This is a genomic window from Streptococcus cameli (assembly GCF_053207365.1).
Map to the genome: position 1 here is coordinate 761302 of NZ_JBRUIM010000001.1, position 17714 is coordinate 779015.

The following is a 17714-nucleotide window of genomic DNA, read 5'->3' on the forward strand; positions in this document are numbered from 1 at the left end:
AACGGGCTTTTTGGTTTGGTTTTATTAGAGTACTTACTAGTAAAAATAGATTAAATTGCCCAAAACAGTGCATTTTAGCGCTGTCGCACCCTTCGCGGGTGCGTGGATTGAAATATACATTACTTTTTTAGCTTCATCTAAATAATAGTCGCACCCTTCGCGGGTGCGTGGATTGAAATAATAATGTAGCGATACCATCTAATAAGAGTAACGTCGCACCCTTCGCGGGTGCGTGGATTGAAATTAATATCTTTGATTCGATAACCCCGACTTTGTAGCGTCGCACCCTTCGCGGGTGCGTGGATTGAAATCGGCTATTCTGATGAAATTGAAGAATTAAGGCTAGTCGCACCCTTCGCGGGTGCGTGGATTGAAATTCACAGTGGCAGCTGTATTCACGACGGAACAATTCAAGTCGCACCCTTCGCGGGTGCGTGGATTGAAATATGGCTTGTGTCGGGTTTTCTGCGGCGGCTGCTAGTGTCGCACCCTTCGCGGGTGCGTGGATTGAAATAAGCTAATGCTAGAACAGACCCCCGCGGGTATCTGTCGCACCCTTCGCGGGTGCGTGGATTGAAATCTTGACGGCCATAACAATGAGCAACGGCGGTTGTGTCGCACCCTTCGCGGGTGCGTGGATTGAAATTTTTGCGTACAGAAGCATATATCGGCTGGGGCATTGTCGCACCCTTCGCGGGTGCGTGGATTGAAATGTTTTTTTGGACAACGTTGGAAAACTTTTGGTGTGTCGCACCCTTCGCGGGTGCGTGGATTGAAATCAAGGTTCTGGGGTTGAGCAACAAAAAGCTCTAGTCGCACCCTTCGCGGGTGCGTGGATTGAAATTTGCCCCTTGCATTTATTGGTCAAATGCCATTCCAAGTCGCACCCTTCGCGGGTGCGTGGATTGAAATTTCGTATGGTTCGGTGTGCTTATTAAATTTAAACGTCGCACCCTTCGCGGGTGCGTGGATTGAAATTTTTTCGATCTAATACTGCTCAAACTTTTGATAAAAGTCGCACCCTTCGCGGGTGCGTGGATTGAAATATCTGTTTGGAAAACAACAAGCAGAAATCGAATGGTCGCACCCTTCGCGGGTGCGTGGATTGAAATAGTGATAGCCGGATAGGCGTACTTCCGTAACTCGTCGCACCCTTCGCGGGTGCGTGGATTGAAATCCCTACACGTTTGACAAACTCAACAATACCATCAGGTCGCACCCTTCGCGGGTGCGTGGATTGAAATTATAAAACATATAAATTACCCTAAAATTGTTGTGTCGCACCCTTCGCGGGTGCGTGGATTGAAATTGGTTGGGCTGAATGGTCTGTGGACCAAGAAAAAGTCGCACCCTTCGCGGGTGCGTGGATTGAAATTAGAAAAAGATGAATTGCAAAGGCTGCTTAAAGAGTCGCACCCTTCGCGGGTGCGTGGATTGAAATAATGTATCTTGGAAACAATCTTGAACGGTGAAGGTCGCACCCTTCGCGGGTGCGTGGATTGAAATATGGCTTGCGTAGGATTTTCTGCGGCGGCAGCTAGTCGCACCCTTCGCGGGTGCGTGGATTGAAATTGCACCACGAACGATATGGTAACGTACCCCTGGAGTCGCACCCTTCGCGGGTGCGTGGATTGAAATAGCGATGATATATTCAACCCGAGACACAAGCGAGTCGCACCCTTCGCGGGTGCGTGGATTGAAATAAGCCGTTGTTGTCGAACGTAAACATGCCACCCGAGTCGCACCCTTCGCGGGTGCGTGGATTGAAATTTTTTTATTTTACAAAAAAATAATAACCCGTATCGTCGCACCCTTCGCGGGTGCGTGGATTGAAATTAAAATTGCATTGCGGACATTTTTGGAAAATACAGTCGCACCCTTCGCGGGTGCGTGGATTGAAATAAGCTAGCAGGAGCTATCAGAGCAAAACACAGCGCGTCGCACCCTTCGCGGGTGCGTGGATTGAAATATCGTTTATGCAAGCTTAAAACATTGATTTGATAGGTCACACCCTTCGCGGGAGTTTGAAATAGAAGCATAAACTTGATCAAGATTATCGCCCACAACGACCCGCAAAAGAGCGCCATTGCCAATCAGAAATAAAAATAACCGTAGAAAAGTTCTACGGTTATTTTTGATGAGTTCTCTTTAGAATCTAAAAATCGTTACAGCCTGCAATAATTCATCTGATAAATGATCTAGCGTATAGGTTTTAAAGTCCTCATGGTCTTTAACGGCTCGAAATCGTTTGGCCAAATCGTAAATGGGACCATCATAGAGGTGGGGATGATGAGTTAAAAAATCTCTCACCAGTTTCCATTCTCGTTTGTAACCAAGTGGTCGAGCCTGGTAGCGGATTCCATCAATAACAGTATCGTGGTGGTGGTGTAAGTGGCCAAATACAACGTCTTTTACACCATATTTTAGAAATACATCATGGAAGGTTTGACTCCCTAAAAAGGCCTTGAATCGATCGAAATAAGCGTGAGTTGGAACGAAATTACCATGAGGGACAAAGTGCAATGCGACAATAGGGGCCTGTTGGGTAGACTGCAGCAATTTTTCCAGTTTGTCTAAGCTCTGCTGGGTTAATTGTGGATCAGAATGGCTGCGGTCTAATTTGCGGTCAAACCAGTAGAAATTTTTATTGGCAAGATGGACTGCGGGAGTTTTTTCTGGATGAAAACTGTAATCGTACCAACCAGCGAGGTGAACCAGACTAGCACCATCTAATTCGATTACCTGCCCATCCAGTGCTTGAATTTGCTCTTCTGTGAGGCCCAGCATATCGTGATTGCCCAAGTTAAAGGAGACGTGACATTCCTTTTTCAACAGCTCTAAAAATGGCTTTCCAATCCTTTCGTGGTCATTGGAAAGATCCCCTGCAATATGGAGATGGTCAACCCTTTCCTTATGCAGCAAATCAATCAAAATATGGGTTTCAACTTGCGAAAAACCATTTAAATCAATGTGCAAGTCACTCATAATAGCTAATGTTTTCATAAGAATAGTATAGCAGAAATCAAGCTTAATGGTTCATGAATGTAGCGTTTTAAAAAATGAGAAAAACATCACAAACTTCATTGACAAACATTCAATTGAATGATAGAATGAAATTGTGAAAAAAAGAACAAAGGAGAACATTATGGCAAAACGTTTTATTGTCGTTGGTGGAGTTGCGGGTGGTGCATCTGTTGCAGCTCGTATTCGTCGGTTGGATGAAAATGCTGAAGTCCAAATCTATGACAAAGGTCAGGATATTTCATTTTCAAACTGTTGTTTGCCGAACTACTTTAGTGGAGAAGTTTCAGAAATTGAGGATTTGATATTTTATAATCCTGAAAGCTTCAAAAAGACCTATAATCTGGATGCTAAAACCCAATCAGAGGTGATTGCTATTGATGGTGAAGCTCATACGATTACCGTTAAAGATTTACAGACAGGAACTGAATACCAAGATCATTATGATTACCTTATTCTGTCACCTGGTGCCAAGGCTATCAAGCCTAAAAGCATTAAGGGAATTGATGCAGAACATGTCTTTACCTTGAAAAATGTTTCCGATGTTCGATTCTTAGATGGTCATCTAAAGAGCAAGGCAGTGACGGATATCGTTGTTGTGGGTGGTGGCTTTATCGGAGTTGAAGCAGCAGAATGTCTTCGCCATGCTGGGAAAAATGTAACCTTGGTAGAGGCTAGCCAGCAAATCATGGCACCATTCGATGAAGATATGGTGCAAATGTTGCACAAGGAATTACATGATAATGGGGTACAGCTAATTTTAGAAGATGGCGTTTCTGAAATTACGAGCTCGGAAGTTATTCTTGCTAGTGGAAAACAAATCCCAGCTCAAGCTGTTGTTCTTGCCATTGGCGTTGCACCTGATGTTGATTTTGCAGTGGCCTCAGGGATTGAGCTAGGTGAAACAGGAGCGATTGCGGTTGATCACCATTACCAAACAAATTTGAAAGATGTGTTTGCTGTCGGTGATGCGATTGAAGTCACCAACCGTTTAACTGGTAAAAAGACGCGCTTACCACTTGCTGGTCCAGCTCAAAAACAAGCACGGAATGTTGCAGATTATTTATTTGGCAAAAATATTCCAAATAAAGGTGTTATTGGTTCTTCTTGTATTCGTGTGTTTGGCTTAAATGGCGCTTCAACTGGTTTAAATGAAAAAGAATGTATTAAACAGGGTATTGATTACCGAGTTGCCTTGGTTATTCCAAATGATCGAGTCGGGCTCATGCCAGAAGCAGCACCGATGCATTTTAAATTAGTGTACGAATACCCAACTGGTAAGGTTCTTGGTGCACAAGCCATCAGTAAGGGAAATCCTGTTAAAAATATCAATGTTATTGCTACGGTCATTAGTATGGGTGGATATCTTGAGGATTTAAAAGAATTAGAACTTTGTTATGCTCCTGCATTTTCTACCGCTAAAGATGTTATCAACTTCGCAGGCATTGTTGGATTGAATTACTTAAATGGTGTTTATGAACAAGTTCCATTAACAGCCGTTCGTCAATTAGTTAAAGAGGAGGCGTTTATTCTGGATGTACGTGGAAAAGAGGCTTTCAATCATGCACATATCAAAGGGGCAATCAATATTCCACTTGATGAAATTCGAGATCGCCTCAATGAAATTCCAAAAGATCGTCCAGTCTATATTCATTGTCGAACCTCATGGAATAGCTATTATGCGATTTGTGCATTGAAAGGCTACGGATACGATAACATCATCAACATCCAAGGATCATTCTTAGCACTAAGCTATTATGAATACTTTAAAGACGTGACAACAAACCGTGAACGTATTTTAACAGGTTATAATTTTGAGTAAGATGCAAAAATTATCAAAGTTAGATATCATTTCTCTCGTTATTGGTTCTGTCATTGGATGGGGGGCATTTTATCTCCCAGGTCAAAAATTTTTGAGCCAGTCAGGTGTTATGAACACAGCTATTGGGTTCATCATCGGATGGGGATTGATTTATTTTATTCAAGTGGCTTACCATACGATGATCCATTACCACAATGAGTCAGGTGGTGAATTTACCTATGTTTTAAAACATTTAGGGTTGAAGCACGGTTTTATAGCTGGTTGGTCATTGATTTTTTGTTATCTAACCTTGATACCTTTGAATGCCAGTGCGGTACCATTGGTCCTTCGTTCAATATTTCCAAACATGGCATTTGGTCAGATGTATCGTATTGCAGGGTATCCTGTGTTTCTATCAGATATCCTGCTGTCTTCTTTGGTGATTGGAGTTTTCTATTACATTAACCAAAGGGGATTAACCTTTTCTATGAACTTTCAAAAAGTTTTGATGTTGTTACTCTTTGTTTTAGTCATTGGATTAACACTCATCATGGTCAAGCTAGGAGATGCTATACAATTTAGGGTATCTTATCTGGATTCCTATCAGTTCAGTTGGAAGGAAATAGTACCAGTTCTTTCGATTATACCCTTCTTATTTGTTGGTTTTGACATTGTCCCACAAGTTTTGACAGACATTGGTTTTGACAGACGCTTTGCGACTAGAATGACGATTTTAGCCACGGGTATAGGTGTCTTGATTTACAACTCATTAAATCTATTAACAGCTTTCGCTTATTCACCAGACCAGGCTCTACAAAAGGAGTGGGCTAGTGGACAAGCTGTTTTGGAACATTTGGGAATCCTAGGTTTCTTAGCTCTAGCTATTGCATTGCTAGCTGCGATTACGGGTGGTATCAATGGTTTTATGATTGGAAGTAGTAGAGTCGTCGTTGCCTTGGCTGAAAAAGAATTATTGCCGAATCGTTTTCAGGAAAAAAATGCTCAGTCGGTTCCATCGAAAGCTCTTGCTTTTGTTAGTGTGATTTCTATTTTGATGCCCTTGCTAGGTAGAATGGTTATACTCTATATAGTTGATATATCCAGTCTGATGGCTGCATTGATTTATGCCTATGTCGCTTTCATCAGTAGTCGATTGGCTAAGTCGAAAAAGGAACGATTTTTTAATCGAATGGCTTTAGTGATTGCTATTTTATTTCTTCTATTACTGTTGATTCCTGGTTCTCCCAGTCAGTTAAGTCCCATTTCATTTGGTATTTTGGGCATTTGGATTCTATTTGGATTTATTTATTTTAAAAAAAGAAATACAAAGGAGAAAATATGAAAAAAGTTGAACATATTGCAGGTATAGCATTTGGCTTACTTGTCGTATTCTTAGGTAAGATGTTTTTAACATCGGATATGTTGTTTTTCCGTCTCTTAATTGGGGCTGGTTTGGGGTATACACTCAGCCGAGGCTATACTGGTTTTGCCGGTAGTGTCAACCGTGCTTACCGCACGGGCTCAACACGGTTGATGAGAGCCATGGTCACAATGTTTTTTGTCACAGCCTTATTGAGTACGGCATTCTTATTTAATGCTGACGCTGCAACGTATGACCTTTGGGTCAACCCAATCAATCTCGGTTTGTTGTTGGGTGGTATTCTATTTGGTTTTGGGATGACTTTCTCATCTTGTTGTGCATCTGGAGTATTAACAGACGTTGTTACAGCACTTCCTCGTGGATTAATAACGCTTGTATTCTTCTGTTTTGGAGTTTTCATTGGATTTCCAATTCAAAATAGTGCTAGTTGGGTGACAGATTCTTGGGTAACATCTGAGGTCGGTTCCAAACTATATGGCGGTGTCTATCTTCCAGATCTCTTTAAATTTGATGGATTGCAAGGCTACCTTGGAGCAATGATTGTAACAGGCTTACTTTGTGCTTTCGTGATTTGGTTATCGTATCGCTATGAAGCTAAACGAAAAGCAGAAGGCACATACAGCGGCCATTTTGGAGAAAAAATCCAAGATATTGAAGTGGCAGAAGCTGCAGCAGAAGTGACTTCTGAAACAGATTGGTACAGTCGTATCTTTGTAAATGCATGGTCATTGAAAAAAGCCGGAATTATTTTAGCTGTCTTATTTACCTTGTTAATGGGTGTGACCAAAGCAGGTTGGGGTGCAAGTACACCTTATGGTTTATGGTTTGGTCAAGTATTGATGTTGTTTGGGGTGGATGCCCAAACCTTGGCTAATTTTACCCTGATGCCAGAAGGTGCCTTTGCGACTCCTTTCTTCCAACATCCAATTAGTGTTCAGAACTTTGGAATTATGATGGGGACCATTTTCTTCTTATTATCATCAGGTACTTTCTCAAAAGTAACGCGTTCTGAATTAACAGTTTCTGGAAAACAAGCATTGTTTTATGCCCTTGGTGGTATTTGTATGGGATTTGGTACACGTCTAGCGAACGGATGTAACGTTGGTGCTTTATACACACCAATTGCGAATTTCTCACTATCTGGTTGGGTATTCTTTGCTGTTCTAGTAGCAGGCGGAATTTTAGGAAACATGGTTGCCAAAAAAGTGAATTTATAAGAAAGAGCCAAACGGCTCTTTCTTGATTTTTTACTAAAAACAGTTTTTAATATGGTATACTAGTTTACAAGATAAAGTATGAGGAGTTATTCGAAAATGTCTTCTGACAAAAATAGAGAGTACATGGATCAAATTTTCAATGAATATGTCAAGATTGGAAAAGCGTTATCCAGTGAAAAACGAATTGAAATTTTACACCGTTTGATACATGGCAGTAAGACAGTGGAAGAGATTGCCCGTATTTCGGATATGACAGTAGCCAATACTTCAAGACATTTACAGGTACTCAAAGAAGTCAATCTAGTGACAACTACTAAAAAGGGAAAGTATATTTGTTATAGAGTTGCCTCAGATAGAGTTGAAAGGATTTTAAATGAAATCCATCTTTTAAGTGAGGAACAATCTCCATCTCTTCGTTATATTGAAGATTCCTTTGACCAAAGTGATGATCAAATGAAAGTGATGACTTTAGATGATGCCATCACTCTCTCTGAAAAAAGTCCAATCCAATTGGTCGATTTGCGTTCTCACAAAGAATTTGAAAAAGACCATATTGATGGCGCAGTGAATATTCCGTATAAAGAGTTGCCAACTAGATATGAAGAGTTGGGAGAAGAAGAGCCTGTTATTTTATATTGTCGTGGCCGTTTCTGTCCATATGCCAATCAGGCATCAGCATTCTTGAATCGACATGGATACGATGCATATAGTGTCAATGTTACTCATTTTGACTGGAGACGAGGTTAATATAAGAAAGAAAATCGAAATGCCTTGGGATCTCTGTTCAGTATGGTATGAGAGACGAAAGAATACTAGGTAATTTATAATAGTAAACAAGACTGCACTGATGATAAGAGTGTGGTTTTTTAATTCCGTTTAGTAGAATATAACCTAGAAAATGTATCCAACTTGATGACTCTATATCAAGTCAACAATCATGGTATAATAGAAAAATGTTGTGAGGCCAGGTGAAAATCACTTTCCAGATAATTGGAAACAGTTTTGTCACCTTATTGCCTCACTCACTGGCAGAAAATTTTATTGATATGATTTCAAAAAGGAGGTTTTTATGTGGATGAGAAGAAAGCAGCATATCTTAAAGGAAGAAGAGTTGATTTTCCAAGAGTCAATGACGGCAAAACGCTTTGTGAAAATCTAGTCTTACGTTTCAATATAGTTTTAGAAAATAATTGAGTCTCTGCCACCTGTCATTAAGGCAGCTGGTTTTTTGTCATGGCTGTGTTATAATAGATTAAGATGATACTAGGAGGTCAGCTATGCTCATTAAGGATCGCTTGCTGGATCACAGTGAAATGACTGAAATTGAAGCAGGGATTGCCGATTACTTTTTAGGTGCAGGTCATGACCTGAAAACCATGAGCTCTCGTGCTATTGCTAAGGAGCTTTATGTGGCGCCATCGACTGTCACTCGCTTTTGTCAATGGCTAGGTTTTGATGGTTTCAACGCCTTTAAGGAGGCGTATCTGGCTGAAGTTACTTATTTGGATACTAATTTCCAAGAGATTGATCCCAATTGTCCTTTTACCAAGCGGGATCAACATTTGGCTGTGGCGTCCAAAATGGCTAGCCTATATCAAGAAACGGTTCAGGATAGTCTGTCTCTTCTTAATCATGATGTTCTGCAACAGGCGACCCGTATGCTAGAAAAAGCAACCAGTATTCAGTTCGGTGTTGTTGGAGACGCTTTTGAGATGGCAGAGACCTTTAAAAACCGTATGGTCAAGCTTGGAAAGCCAGTGACCATTGAGCGGCGCTTGGATAATCTCTTTTTCACGGCCCTTCAAGCAACAGAGACGATTTGTTTCATCTTGATTTCCTACTCAGGGGAGACAGAGTCGATTTTAAAGGTAGCAGAAGTCTTGAAAAAAAGAAAGTTGCCCACTATTGTACTGACCTCTTTTGGAGACAATACCCTGTCTCAGCTTTTTGATGTGGTCATTCGTATCTCAACCAGGGAACGCTTAATCGAAAACCTTGGTAATTTCAGTTCATTGATTTCCATTTCTTATATTCTCGATAGCCTCTATGCTAGTTATTTTCAAAGAGATTATGACAAGCATTATGACCAGAAGGTCAAGGTTTCCCGCGCCTTTGAGCAAAAACGGAAATCGAACAATCCTTTGTTAAAAGGGGGAACAGAAGTGGAATAATCAGTTTATCCGCAACAGTGTTGCGGTTTTTTGCTGTTTTTAAGGGACAATTTGGCAACGCTTGTGAAAGCGGTTAAAAAACTATTGTGTTGTGAGATGAAAGGGAATACAATACTAATATCAAACAATAAGGAGTTGACGTCATGGCTAAAGATTATACAGCATTGGCACAAACGATTATCGATAAAGTAGGGGGCGAGAACAATGTGAATTCCTTAATTCACTGTGCGACCCGTCTGCGTTTTAACCTTAAGGATGAAGGCAAGGCTGACACTGAAAGTCTCAACAATACCCCAGGTGTGATTAACGTTGTTCAAAGCGGGGGACAGTACCAGATTGTTATTGGACCGGAAGTGGCTTCGGTCTTTAAGGCGATCAATGACCAGGCTAATTTTAGTGCTGGGGAAGAAGCACCTCAAGAAGAGGACGATAAGGAGAAAGTCGCTAAGGTTTTAGATACCATTGCTGGTATGTTTGTACCAATCGTGCCTGTCATGGCTGGTGCTGGAATGATTAAGGTCATCAACTCCTTGAGTCTCATGTTTGGCTGGTTAACCCCTGAAGATAATACGTTTAAGTTTTTGAGTATTTTTGGGGATACCATCTTTTATTTCCTTCCGGTTATTTTAGCTGCATCTGCTGCTAAGAAGTTTAAAACCAACCAATACCTCGCTATGGTGATTGGGGCAAGCCTGATTAGCCCAACCTTTGTGGCTATGGTAGGAACAGCGCGTGAAGCAGGAACAGGACTAGATTTTCTAGGCTTACCTGTTACTCTTGCTAACTATAGCTCTTCTGTCATTCCGATTATTCTTGCGGTATGGTTCTTGTCTTATGTCGATCCTGTAGTGACAAAGTATACGCCAGCTATCCTAAGGATTTTCTTGGCTCCGATGGTGACCTTGCTCATTGTTTTGCCAGCAACCTTCCTCTTGATCGGTCCATTGGGAACCTGGATGGGAGATGGCTTGAACACTCTTGTATCGATGCTAAATGGTGTAGCGCCTTGGTTGGTGCCGATGCTCATCGGGGCAACGACTCCACTCTTAGTCATGACAGGGATGCACTACGGGATTATCCCAATTGGAATCAATATGTTGGCGACAAAGGGGATAGATACAGTGGCAGGACCAGGGATGATGGTTTCAAACATTGCCCAAGGCGGTGCAGCGCTTGCGCTAGCCTTTAAAACCAAAGATAAGAACCTAAAAGCCTTGTCCATCTCAACAGGTATTTCAGCAGTATTAGGGATCACAGAGCCTGTTCTGTACGGGATTAACATCAAATACAAGCGTCCCTTATATGCAGCCATGATCGGTGGAGGTGTGGCTGGGCTTTATCTTGGGATTATGGGTGTCGGCCGATTTGCGCAGGTACCACCAGGTCTTCTGTCATTACCAAGTTATTTCAGTTCTGAATTTCCAAATGTCATCGTTCATGCAGCAATCGGTTGTGCCATCGCTTTTGTGGTTGCTTTTGTTGCATCCCTTATTTTAGGACTTCCAAAAGAAGCAGAGGCTCAAAATATACCAACGACAACTGTCTCTGATGACACTGTTGTAGCAGTTGCCACTGGTACTTTGGTGCCACTTGAAACTGTAAAAGATGAAGTCTTTGCTAGCAAAGCAATGGGGGATGGTGTCGCACTGGTACCTAGCTCAGGTGAGATTCTTGCCCCTGTCAATGGTGTGCTCTCAACAGTCTTCCCAACTGGACATGCCTACGGTATCGTTCGTCCAGATGGCGTTGAAGTGTTGGTTCATATTGGTATCAATACTGTTGATTTAGCTGGTCAAGGGTTTAAAACTCTGGTACAACAAGGTCAGACCGTTAAAGCTGGCCAGGCGATTGCATCCGTTGATTTAGAGCTTGTGAAAGAAAAAGGTTACGACACCACTATCATGATCATTATTACAGATGCCAAAGGCAAAGACATTACAGTTAAGACGGCAGGAGAGGTTTTTGCCGGAGATTTAATCTAAGCAACTAGAACAGGAGGGGGTTCCCTCCTTTCGTTTAATTTGTTTGAAAAAGGAGTTTGCAATGGGATTTAAAACAGATTTTCTCTGGGGAGGAGCAACAGCTGCTAACCAGATTGAAGGCGCTTATGACCGAGACGGTCGTGGTTTGACGACCATGGATACCTTGACGGTTGGGGATAAGGATAGACCGCGTCAGATTACCTTTAAAACCTTGAAAGGCGAGGTTAGGCATGCAGAGCGTTTGGCTGCCGTTCCAGAAGGAGCTGTTGGCCATATTGCTCCGGATGTTTTCTATCCTTCTCACACAGGGATTAACTTCTATGACCATTACAAGGAAGACATCAAACTCTTTGCGGAGATGGGCTTTAAGGCTTACCGCATGTCCATTGCTTGGACGCGTATCTTCCCAAATGGTAACGAGACGGAGCCTAATGAAGCTGGCCTCGCCTTCTATGATGCGGTATTTGACGAATGTCTGAAATACGGGATTGAGCCAGTCGTGACCTTGTGTCACTTTGATACCCCGCTTTACTTGGCTGACCACTATGATGGCTGGTCCAGCCGTGAGGTCATTGGCTTTTTTACCCATTATTGTGAAACAGTATTTAAGCGTTACAAGGACAAGGTCAAGTATTGGATGACCTTTAATGAGATCAACGTCTTAAGGTCTTGGTTGCAGATTGGTATCCATCGAAACGATGATCAGACCAAGTTTCAAGCCCTACATCATATTTTCCTTGCGTCAGCAAAGGCGGTGCAACTCTGTCATCAGATCATCCCAGATGCCATGATTGGCAATATGGTCATGTATGCACCGAGCTATGCTATGACCGCTAAACCAGAAGATGTCTTAGAAAATATCGCCTACAAACGCCAAGTGGAATTTTACCTAGACATTCAGGTCAAGGGTTATTACCCAGCCTACAAATTAAAAGAATTTGAACGTAAGGGTGTGCAAATTGCCATGGAAGAGGGGGATTTGGACTGTCTCGCTAATGGCACAGTTGATTTCATTGGCTTTAGCTACTATATGTCGACCATGTCCACAACGGACACCAGCGTGTCTAAAACACCTGGCAACAATATTCTCAGCTACAAGAACCCTAATTTAGAGGTTTCTGAATGGGGCTGGACCTTGGATCCACTAGGCTTGCGCATCGCCCTTTCGGAGATGTATGACCGTTACCATGTGCCCCTTTTTATCGTAGAAAATGGACTGGGTGCCATGGATACCTTAGAGGCCGATGGAACAGTTACGGATGATTACCGGATAGACTACCTGCACACACATATCAAGGCCATGAAAGATGCCGTGGATTTGGATGGGGTTGACCTGATGGGCTATACTCCTTGGGGTTGTATTGATCTGGTCGCTTGGTCTACGGGTGAGATGAAAAAACGATACGGGTTAATCTATGTGGATGTGGATGACCGTGGACAAGGCAGTTTCAAACGTTACAAGAAAAAATCCTTTGATTGGTATAAGGCAGTCATTGCCAGCAATGGCGAAATCATCAATTAATGGTAAGAAACCACTGCATTAAGAAAGAAGGCTAACTTGGAAATCCTACTTTACACACTTATCGTTTTGTTTGCGACAGCCATTGGGGCGACATCAGGAGCAGGAGGAGGGGCGATTATCAAACCTCTCTTTGACCTGATTGGCATCGATAATGCCACGGTGATAGGCATGTATGCAACGATCGCTGTCTTTGCCATGTGCCTGTCCTCTATCTACAAACATGCCAAAAACGGGGTAACGTTTGACAAGAAGATTCTCTACGGTTTGTCCATCGGGTCTGTTATTGGTGGTATACTGGGCGATATGGTTTTCAAGCGCTTGACTCAGGCGGTGCCAAATCACACGGTTACCTTGGTGCAATCCATCCTACTCTTTATCGTGCTCTTATCTGTTTTGCTCTTTACCCAATTTCGAGATAGATTCCCCAAATACCAGCTCCAACACTTGCCAACTATCGTTGTGGTCGGAATGCTAGTTGGGGCCCTGTCTGTTTTCTTGGGAATTGGTGGTGGGCCATTGAACATTATCGTTCTAGTGGGGATGATGTCTTACACGACTAAAGAGTCGGCTCCCTATTCCATCGCTATGATTTTCTTTGCCCAGATCCCCAAAGTTTTAAAACTGATGACCATAGCACCTCCAGAGAACTTCAGATGGACTCTTGTCCCTCTGATAGTCATTGCCGCCATATTAGGTGGCCATATCGGGACGGTAATCAATCACAAAAGCACGGACAAACAGGTCAATCGTATCTATGCAATCCTGATGACAGGACTTTTGATGGTTTGCTTGTATAATATTGTGAGTAATTTTTAGAACAAGTGAACTCAGCTATGATGAGGTGGCTGAGTTTTTTTAATTGAGGTTGGATTAAAATCTTGTGCAATTATTTTTTTGTGATATAGTTAACTTATTTAATTAAAAAAACTTAATTAAATAAGTTAACTATATAGGTGTTTTATGAAACATAATATTATATAGTTTGAAATCATAAATTCTCGTAAATTTGAAAAATTAACAACTTCTAAATACAAGAATCTTCAAGTAGGCATGAAAATCGAATGGTATTTTTAAGATTTACTTTTCACAAATATTATGTTATATAATGTATGTTAGGTGAAATAAAAGGAGGAAATTGAAAATGAAAAGTGGTTTTAAACTAGCTATTGTTAGTTTGTCACTTCTCTCCTTGGGAGGATGTAGTGTGTCTCAAAAACAATCGAAAACAACTGAGGAAACACCAGCAATTAATGTTGAATCGGGTGCTTTTGAGAAAGCAGAATCAGTTATTGTTACTCCCCAAATGACATCATTGGTTAAAAAAGCAACGGAAGACATGACAGGTGCGACTTATGAACCTGTAGCTTACCTAGCAAGCCAGGTGGTTGCTGGTACGAATCACTTAATTTTGTGTAAAGTTACCACAGCAAGCCAGGAAGAAGTAACGACTTTTGATTTGGTGACTATTTACGAAGATTTAGATGGCAATGCAGAAATTATAGAAGTAGATAGTTCAGATATTGAAGTAGATATTGATGGCCTAGGAGCTTATCAGTCAGTCTCAGATATGACCATCACTAATGAACTTCAAGATAGTTTTGACCAAGCTACTGAAGGTATGACGGGTGCAGATTATCAGCTTATTGCGCTTTTAGCTGAACAAGTAGTTGCTGGCACTAACAGTTTGATTTTAGTTGAAGTCTCACCAAGTACTGAAAAACCTGAATCTACTTATGAGTTAGTTGAACTCTACCAACCACTTGAAGGAAAAGCAGAAATAATTGCTACTCATTCATTTAATTTGGAAGATTAAAGAACTAGCTTTTTATTGCATAAAAAATCTTTAGTTTACGTACTCATAAAATTTCAAATGAAACAAACTAGGATAAACTTCTAAAGTACTATTGTTATTAATCGTTAAATTTTGCCTCCTAGAAAGGAAAATCCATAAATTGTATTATAAATTTCTACTATTTGACCTCGACCACACGCTTTTGGATTTTGCGTCGGATGAAGAAGTGGCCTTGACCTGTCTTTTGCAAGAAGCAGGGGTGTCAGAGTCAGAGATTCAAACCTACAAAGATTATTATGTTCCCATGAACAAGGCCATGTGGGAGGCCTTGACCGCAGGGCAATTGACCAAGCCCGAATTGATTCGGACCCGGTTTGCCAAGCTCTTTGAGCATTTTGGGCAACAGGTAGACGGAGCTCTTTATGCGGAGAGATACCAACATTTCCTGAGCCAGCAGGGACAGGTATTTGAGGGTGTCTTGCCCTTCATGGAAGAATTGAAAGCTCAGGGTTACAGACTTCTTGCTGCTACCAATGGGGTCACTTTTATCCAAAAGGGACGTTTGGCCAATTCAGGGATAGAGCATTTGTTTGAACATATCTTCATTTCTGATGAAATGGGCTACCATAAGCCTGACAAGGAATTCTATGATGTGATTGCACAAACGGTGCCTGGTTTTGATGCCGGCACAGCCCTGATGATTGGAGACAACCTTAATGCTGATATTCAGGGTGGAATCAATGCTGGTATGGATACCGTTTGGTTTAACCCAGAGAATAAAACCAATTCAACAAGCATTGTACCTACTGTTGAAATAAGAGATTATGAGAGCTTGATTGTTTTTCTGCAAGATCAATCCTAAAACCTGTTGAAAAACAGGTTTTTTAGGTGGTTTGAATGAAGGAGGCGTGTCTTGGAAACTGCAGAGTTTCCTTATTTTTGGTAAAATAAAGCTATGAATGAAACCATCAAGCACAAATTGGAGCTCCTGCCAGACAGCCCTGGTTGTTACCTCCATAAAAACAAGTACGGAACTATTATCTACGTAGGAAAGGCCAAAAATCTTCGTAATCGGGTTCGGTCTTATTTTCGTGGTGCCCATGATACCAAAACAGAGGCCTTGGTATCCGAAATTGCAGACTTTGAATTTATCGTCACTGAGTCCAATATTGAGGCCCTCTTACTTGAAATCAATTTAATCCAAGAGAACAAACCCCGCTACAATATTTTGCTCAAGGATGACAAATCCTATCCCTTTATCAAAATCACCAATGAACGCCATCCCCGTCTCATGATTACACGCCAGATTAAAAAAGACGGTGGAAAGTATTTCGGTCCTTATCCAGATGCGGGGGCAGCCAGTCAGACCTTGAAGCTTTTGGACCGTCTCTATCCTTTTCGTAAGTGCAAGATGCCTGAGAACAAGTACTGTCTGTACTACCATTTGGGGCAATGTTTAGCCCATGGGGATGGCATGCCCAGTCGAGAAGAGTATGCCCAAATGGCAACAGAAGTCAGTCATTTTCTGACGGGACATGACGATAAGATTGTAGGGCAGTTGCAGGACAAGATGAAAACAGCAGCTAGTGAAATGGAATTTGAGCGGGCTGCAGAATACCGTGACTTGCTAACCAGCATTTCAACCCTACGGACCAAGCAACGGGTGATGAGCCATGACCTCCAAAACCGAGATGTGTTTGGTTATTATACAGATAAGGGGTGGATGTGTGTGCAGGTCTTCTTTGTCCGACAGGGTAAGCTCATTGAGCGTAATGTCAATCTCTTTCCCTACTACAATGATGCGGACGAAGATTTTTTGACCTACATTGGGCAATTTTACCGAGACCAACAGCATCTAATCCCCAATGAAATCCTGATTCCACAAGATATTGATGAGGAATCCGTCAAGGCCTTGGTAGACACGAAGATTGTCAAGCCCCAGCGTGGGGAGAAAAAACAGCTGGTTGCCTTGGCTATTAAAAATGCGCGTGTTAGCCTGGAACAAAAATTCTTGCTGGTGGATAAAAACCATGAAAAAACAGTGGGGGCTATTCAAAACTTAGGCCAAATGTTGGGGATTGAGGCACCTGTGCGTATTGAAGCCTTTGACAACTCCAACATCATGGGAACTAATCCAGTTTCTGCCATGGTGGTCTTTGAAAATGGACAACCCAATAAAAAAGAATACCGCAAGTACAAGATAAAAACTGTTACGGGGCCTGATGACTATGCTTCGATGAGAGAGGTACTTCGCAGGCGATACAGCCGGGTACAACGAGAAGGGCTGACACCGCCAGATTTAATCGTGATTGATGGGGGGCAGGGTCAAGTCAACATTGCAAAAGAAGTCATTGAGAAAGAATTAGGAATGGCGATTCCGATTGCGGGTCTCCAGAAAAACGACAAACACCAAACCCATGAACTGCTTTTTGGCAGCCCATTACAAGCTGTTCCCTTGTCCCGCAATTCGCAAGAGTTCTTTCTCCTGCAGCGGATACAAGATGAGGTGCACCGCTTTGCCATTACCTTCCATCGTCAATTACGATCTAAAAATTCCTTCTCTTCAAAACTAGATGGTATTACTGGTCTGGGACCCAAACGCAAGCAAACCCTGCTCAAAACCTTCAAGTCTTTGACCAAAATCCAAGAAGCTCCGCTAGAGGACATCGTGGCTCTTGGCATTCCAGTAACAGTTGCGGAAGCGGTCAAGGAGAAGTTGGGTCAACAGAAATAGAACTTGAAACAAAGCTATTGACAAGAGAGGGATTGGTTATGTAGGAGAGTTGAGTTTTCAATACTCCCTTCAATAATCGATACAAGATACACA

Annotated in this window: 12 protein-coding genes and 1 CRISPR repeat array; of the genes, 11 read left to right on the plus strand and 1 reads right to left on the minus strand. The window is 41.9% G+C overall.

The annotated features are described in order from the left end of the window. Positions 1 to 82: 82 nt before the first annotated feature. A CRISPR array of direct repeats spans positions 83 to 1969; the repeat unit is 32 nt; unit sequence GTCGCACCCTTCGCGGGTGCGTGGATTGAAAT. A 179-nt stretch (positions 1970 to 2148) separates the two neighbouring features. Next, a complete protein-coding gene (locus ACVR1I_RS03820) occupies positions 2149 to 3003 on the minus strand; it encodes a putative phosphoesterase (RefSeq protein WP_447442716.1) in 855 nt (284 codons plus the stop codon). Positions 3004 to 3145: 142 nt separating this feature from the next. Between ACVR1I_RS03820 and ACVR1I_RS03825 the strand changes: the two genes are divergently transcribed. From ACVR1I_RS03825 to uvrC, 11 genes are all read left to right on the plus strand, one after another. Further along, complete coding sequence (locus tag ACVR1I_RS03825) at positions 3146 to 4843, plus strand: FAD-dependent oxidoreductase (protein ID WP_447442717.1); 1698 nt, start codon at positions 3146 to 3148, stop codon at positions 4841 to 4843. A gap of 1 nt (position 4844) precedes the next feature. Beyond that, entirely contained in the window at positions 4845 to 6164 is a 1320-nt protein-coding gene (locus ACVR1I_RS03830) for an APC family permease (protein ID WP_447442718.1), read from the plus strand. Continuing rightward, positions 6161 to 7420 (plus strand): YeeE/YedE family protein, encoded by a 1260-nt coding sequence (locus ACVR1I_RS03835; RefSeq protein WP_447442719.1) that lies wholly within the window; start codon positions 6161 to 6163, stop codon positions 7418 to 7420. Before ACVR1I_RS03830 ends, ACVR1I_RS03835 begins: the two co-directional genes overlap by 4 nt. 96 nt (positions 7421 to 7516) lie before the next feature. Further along, positions 7517 to 8167 (plus strand): ArsR/SmtB family transcription factor, encoded by a 651-nt coding sequence (locus ACVR1I_RS03840; protein ID WP_447442720.1) that lies wholly within the window; start codon positions 7517 to 7519, stop codon positions 8165 to 8167. A 530-nt stretch (positions 8168 to 8697) separates the two neighbouring features. Then, positions 8698 to 9591 carry a MurR/RpiR family transcriptional regulator gene (locus ACVR1I_RS03845; RefSeq protein ID WP_447442721.1) on the plus strand — a complete coding sequence of 298 codons (894 nt, stop codon included), beginning with the start codon at positions 8698 to 8700 and terminating at the stop codon, positions 9589 to 9591. 143 nt (positions 9592 to 9734) lie between these two features. After that, positions 9735 to 11573, plus strand: a complete 1839-nt coding sequence (locus tag ACVR1I_RS03850) for a beta-glucoside-specific PTS transporter subunit IIABC (RefSeq protein WP_447442722.1) — start codon at positions 9735 to 9737, stop codon at positions 11571 to 11573. A 61-nt stretch (positions 11574 to 11634) separates the two neighbouring features. Then, positions 11635 to 13095 carry a glycoside hydrolase family 1 protein gene (locus tag ACVR1I_RS03855; protein ID WP_447442723.1) on the plus strand — a complete coding sequence of 487 codons (1461 nt, stop codon included), beginning with the start codon at positions 11635 to 11637 and terminating at the stop codon, positions 13093 to 13095. Between the two features lie 36 nt (positions 13096 to 13131). Continuing rightward, positions 13132 to 13911: a sulfite exporter TauE/SafE family protein gene (locus ACVR1I_RS03860; RefSeq protein ID WP_447442724.1), complete on the plus strand. Its 780-nt coding sequence runs from the start codon at positions 13132 to 13134 to the stop codon at positions 13909 to 13911. A 325-nt stretch (positions 13912 to 14236) separates the two neighbouring features. Continuing rightward, positions 14237 to 14908, plus strand: a complete 672-nt coding sequence (locus tag ACVR1I_RS03865) for a hypothetical protein (protein WP_447442725.1) — start codon at positions 14237 to 14239, stop codon at positions 14906 to 14908. Between the two features lie 139 nt (positions 14909 to 15047). Continuing rightward, positions 15048 to 15749, plus strand: a complete 702-nt coding sequence (gene pynA / locus ACVR1I_RS03870) for a pyrimidine 5'-nucleotidase PynA (RefSeq protein WP_447442726.1) — start codon at positions 15048 to 15050, stop codon at positions 15747 to 15749. Between the two features lie 93 nt (positions 15750 to 15842). Next, entirely contained in the window at positions 15843 to 17621 is a 1779-nt protein-coding gene (gene uvrC, locus ACVR1I_RS03875) for an excinuclease ABC subunit UvrC (RefSeq protein WP_447442727.1), read from the plus strand. The last annotated feature ends 93 nt before the right edge of the window (positions 17622 to 17714 follow it).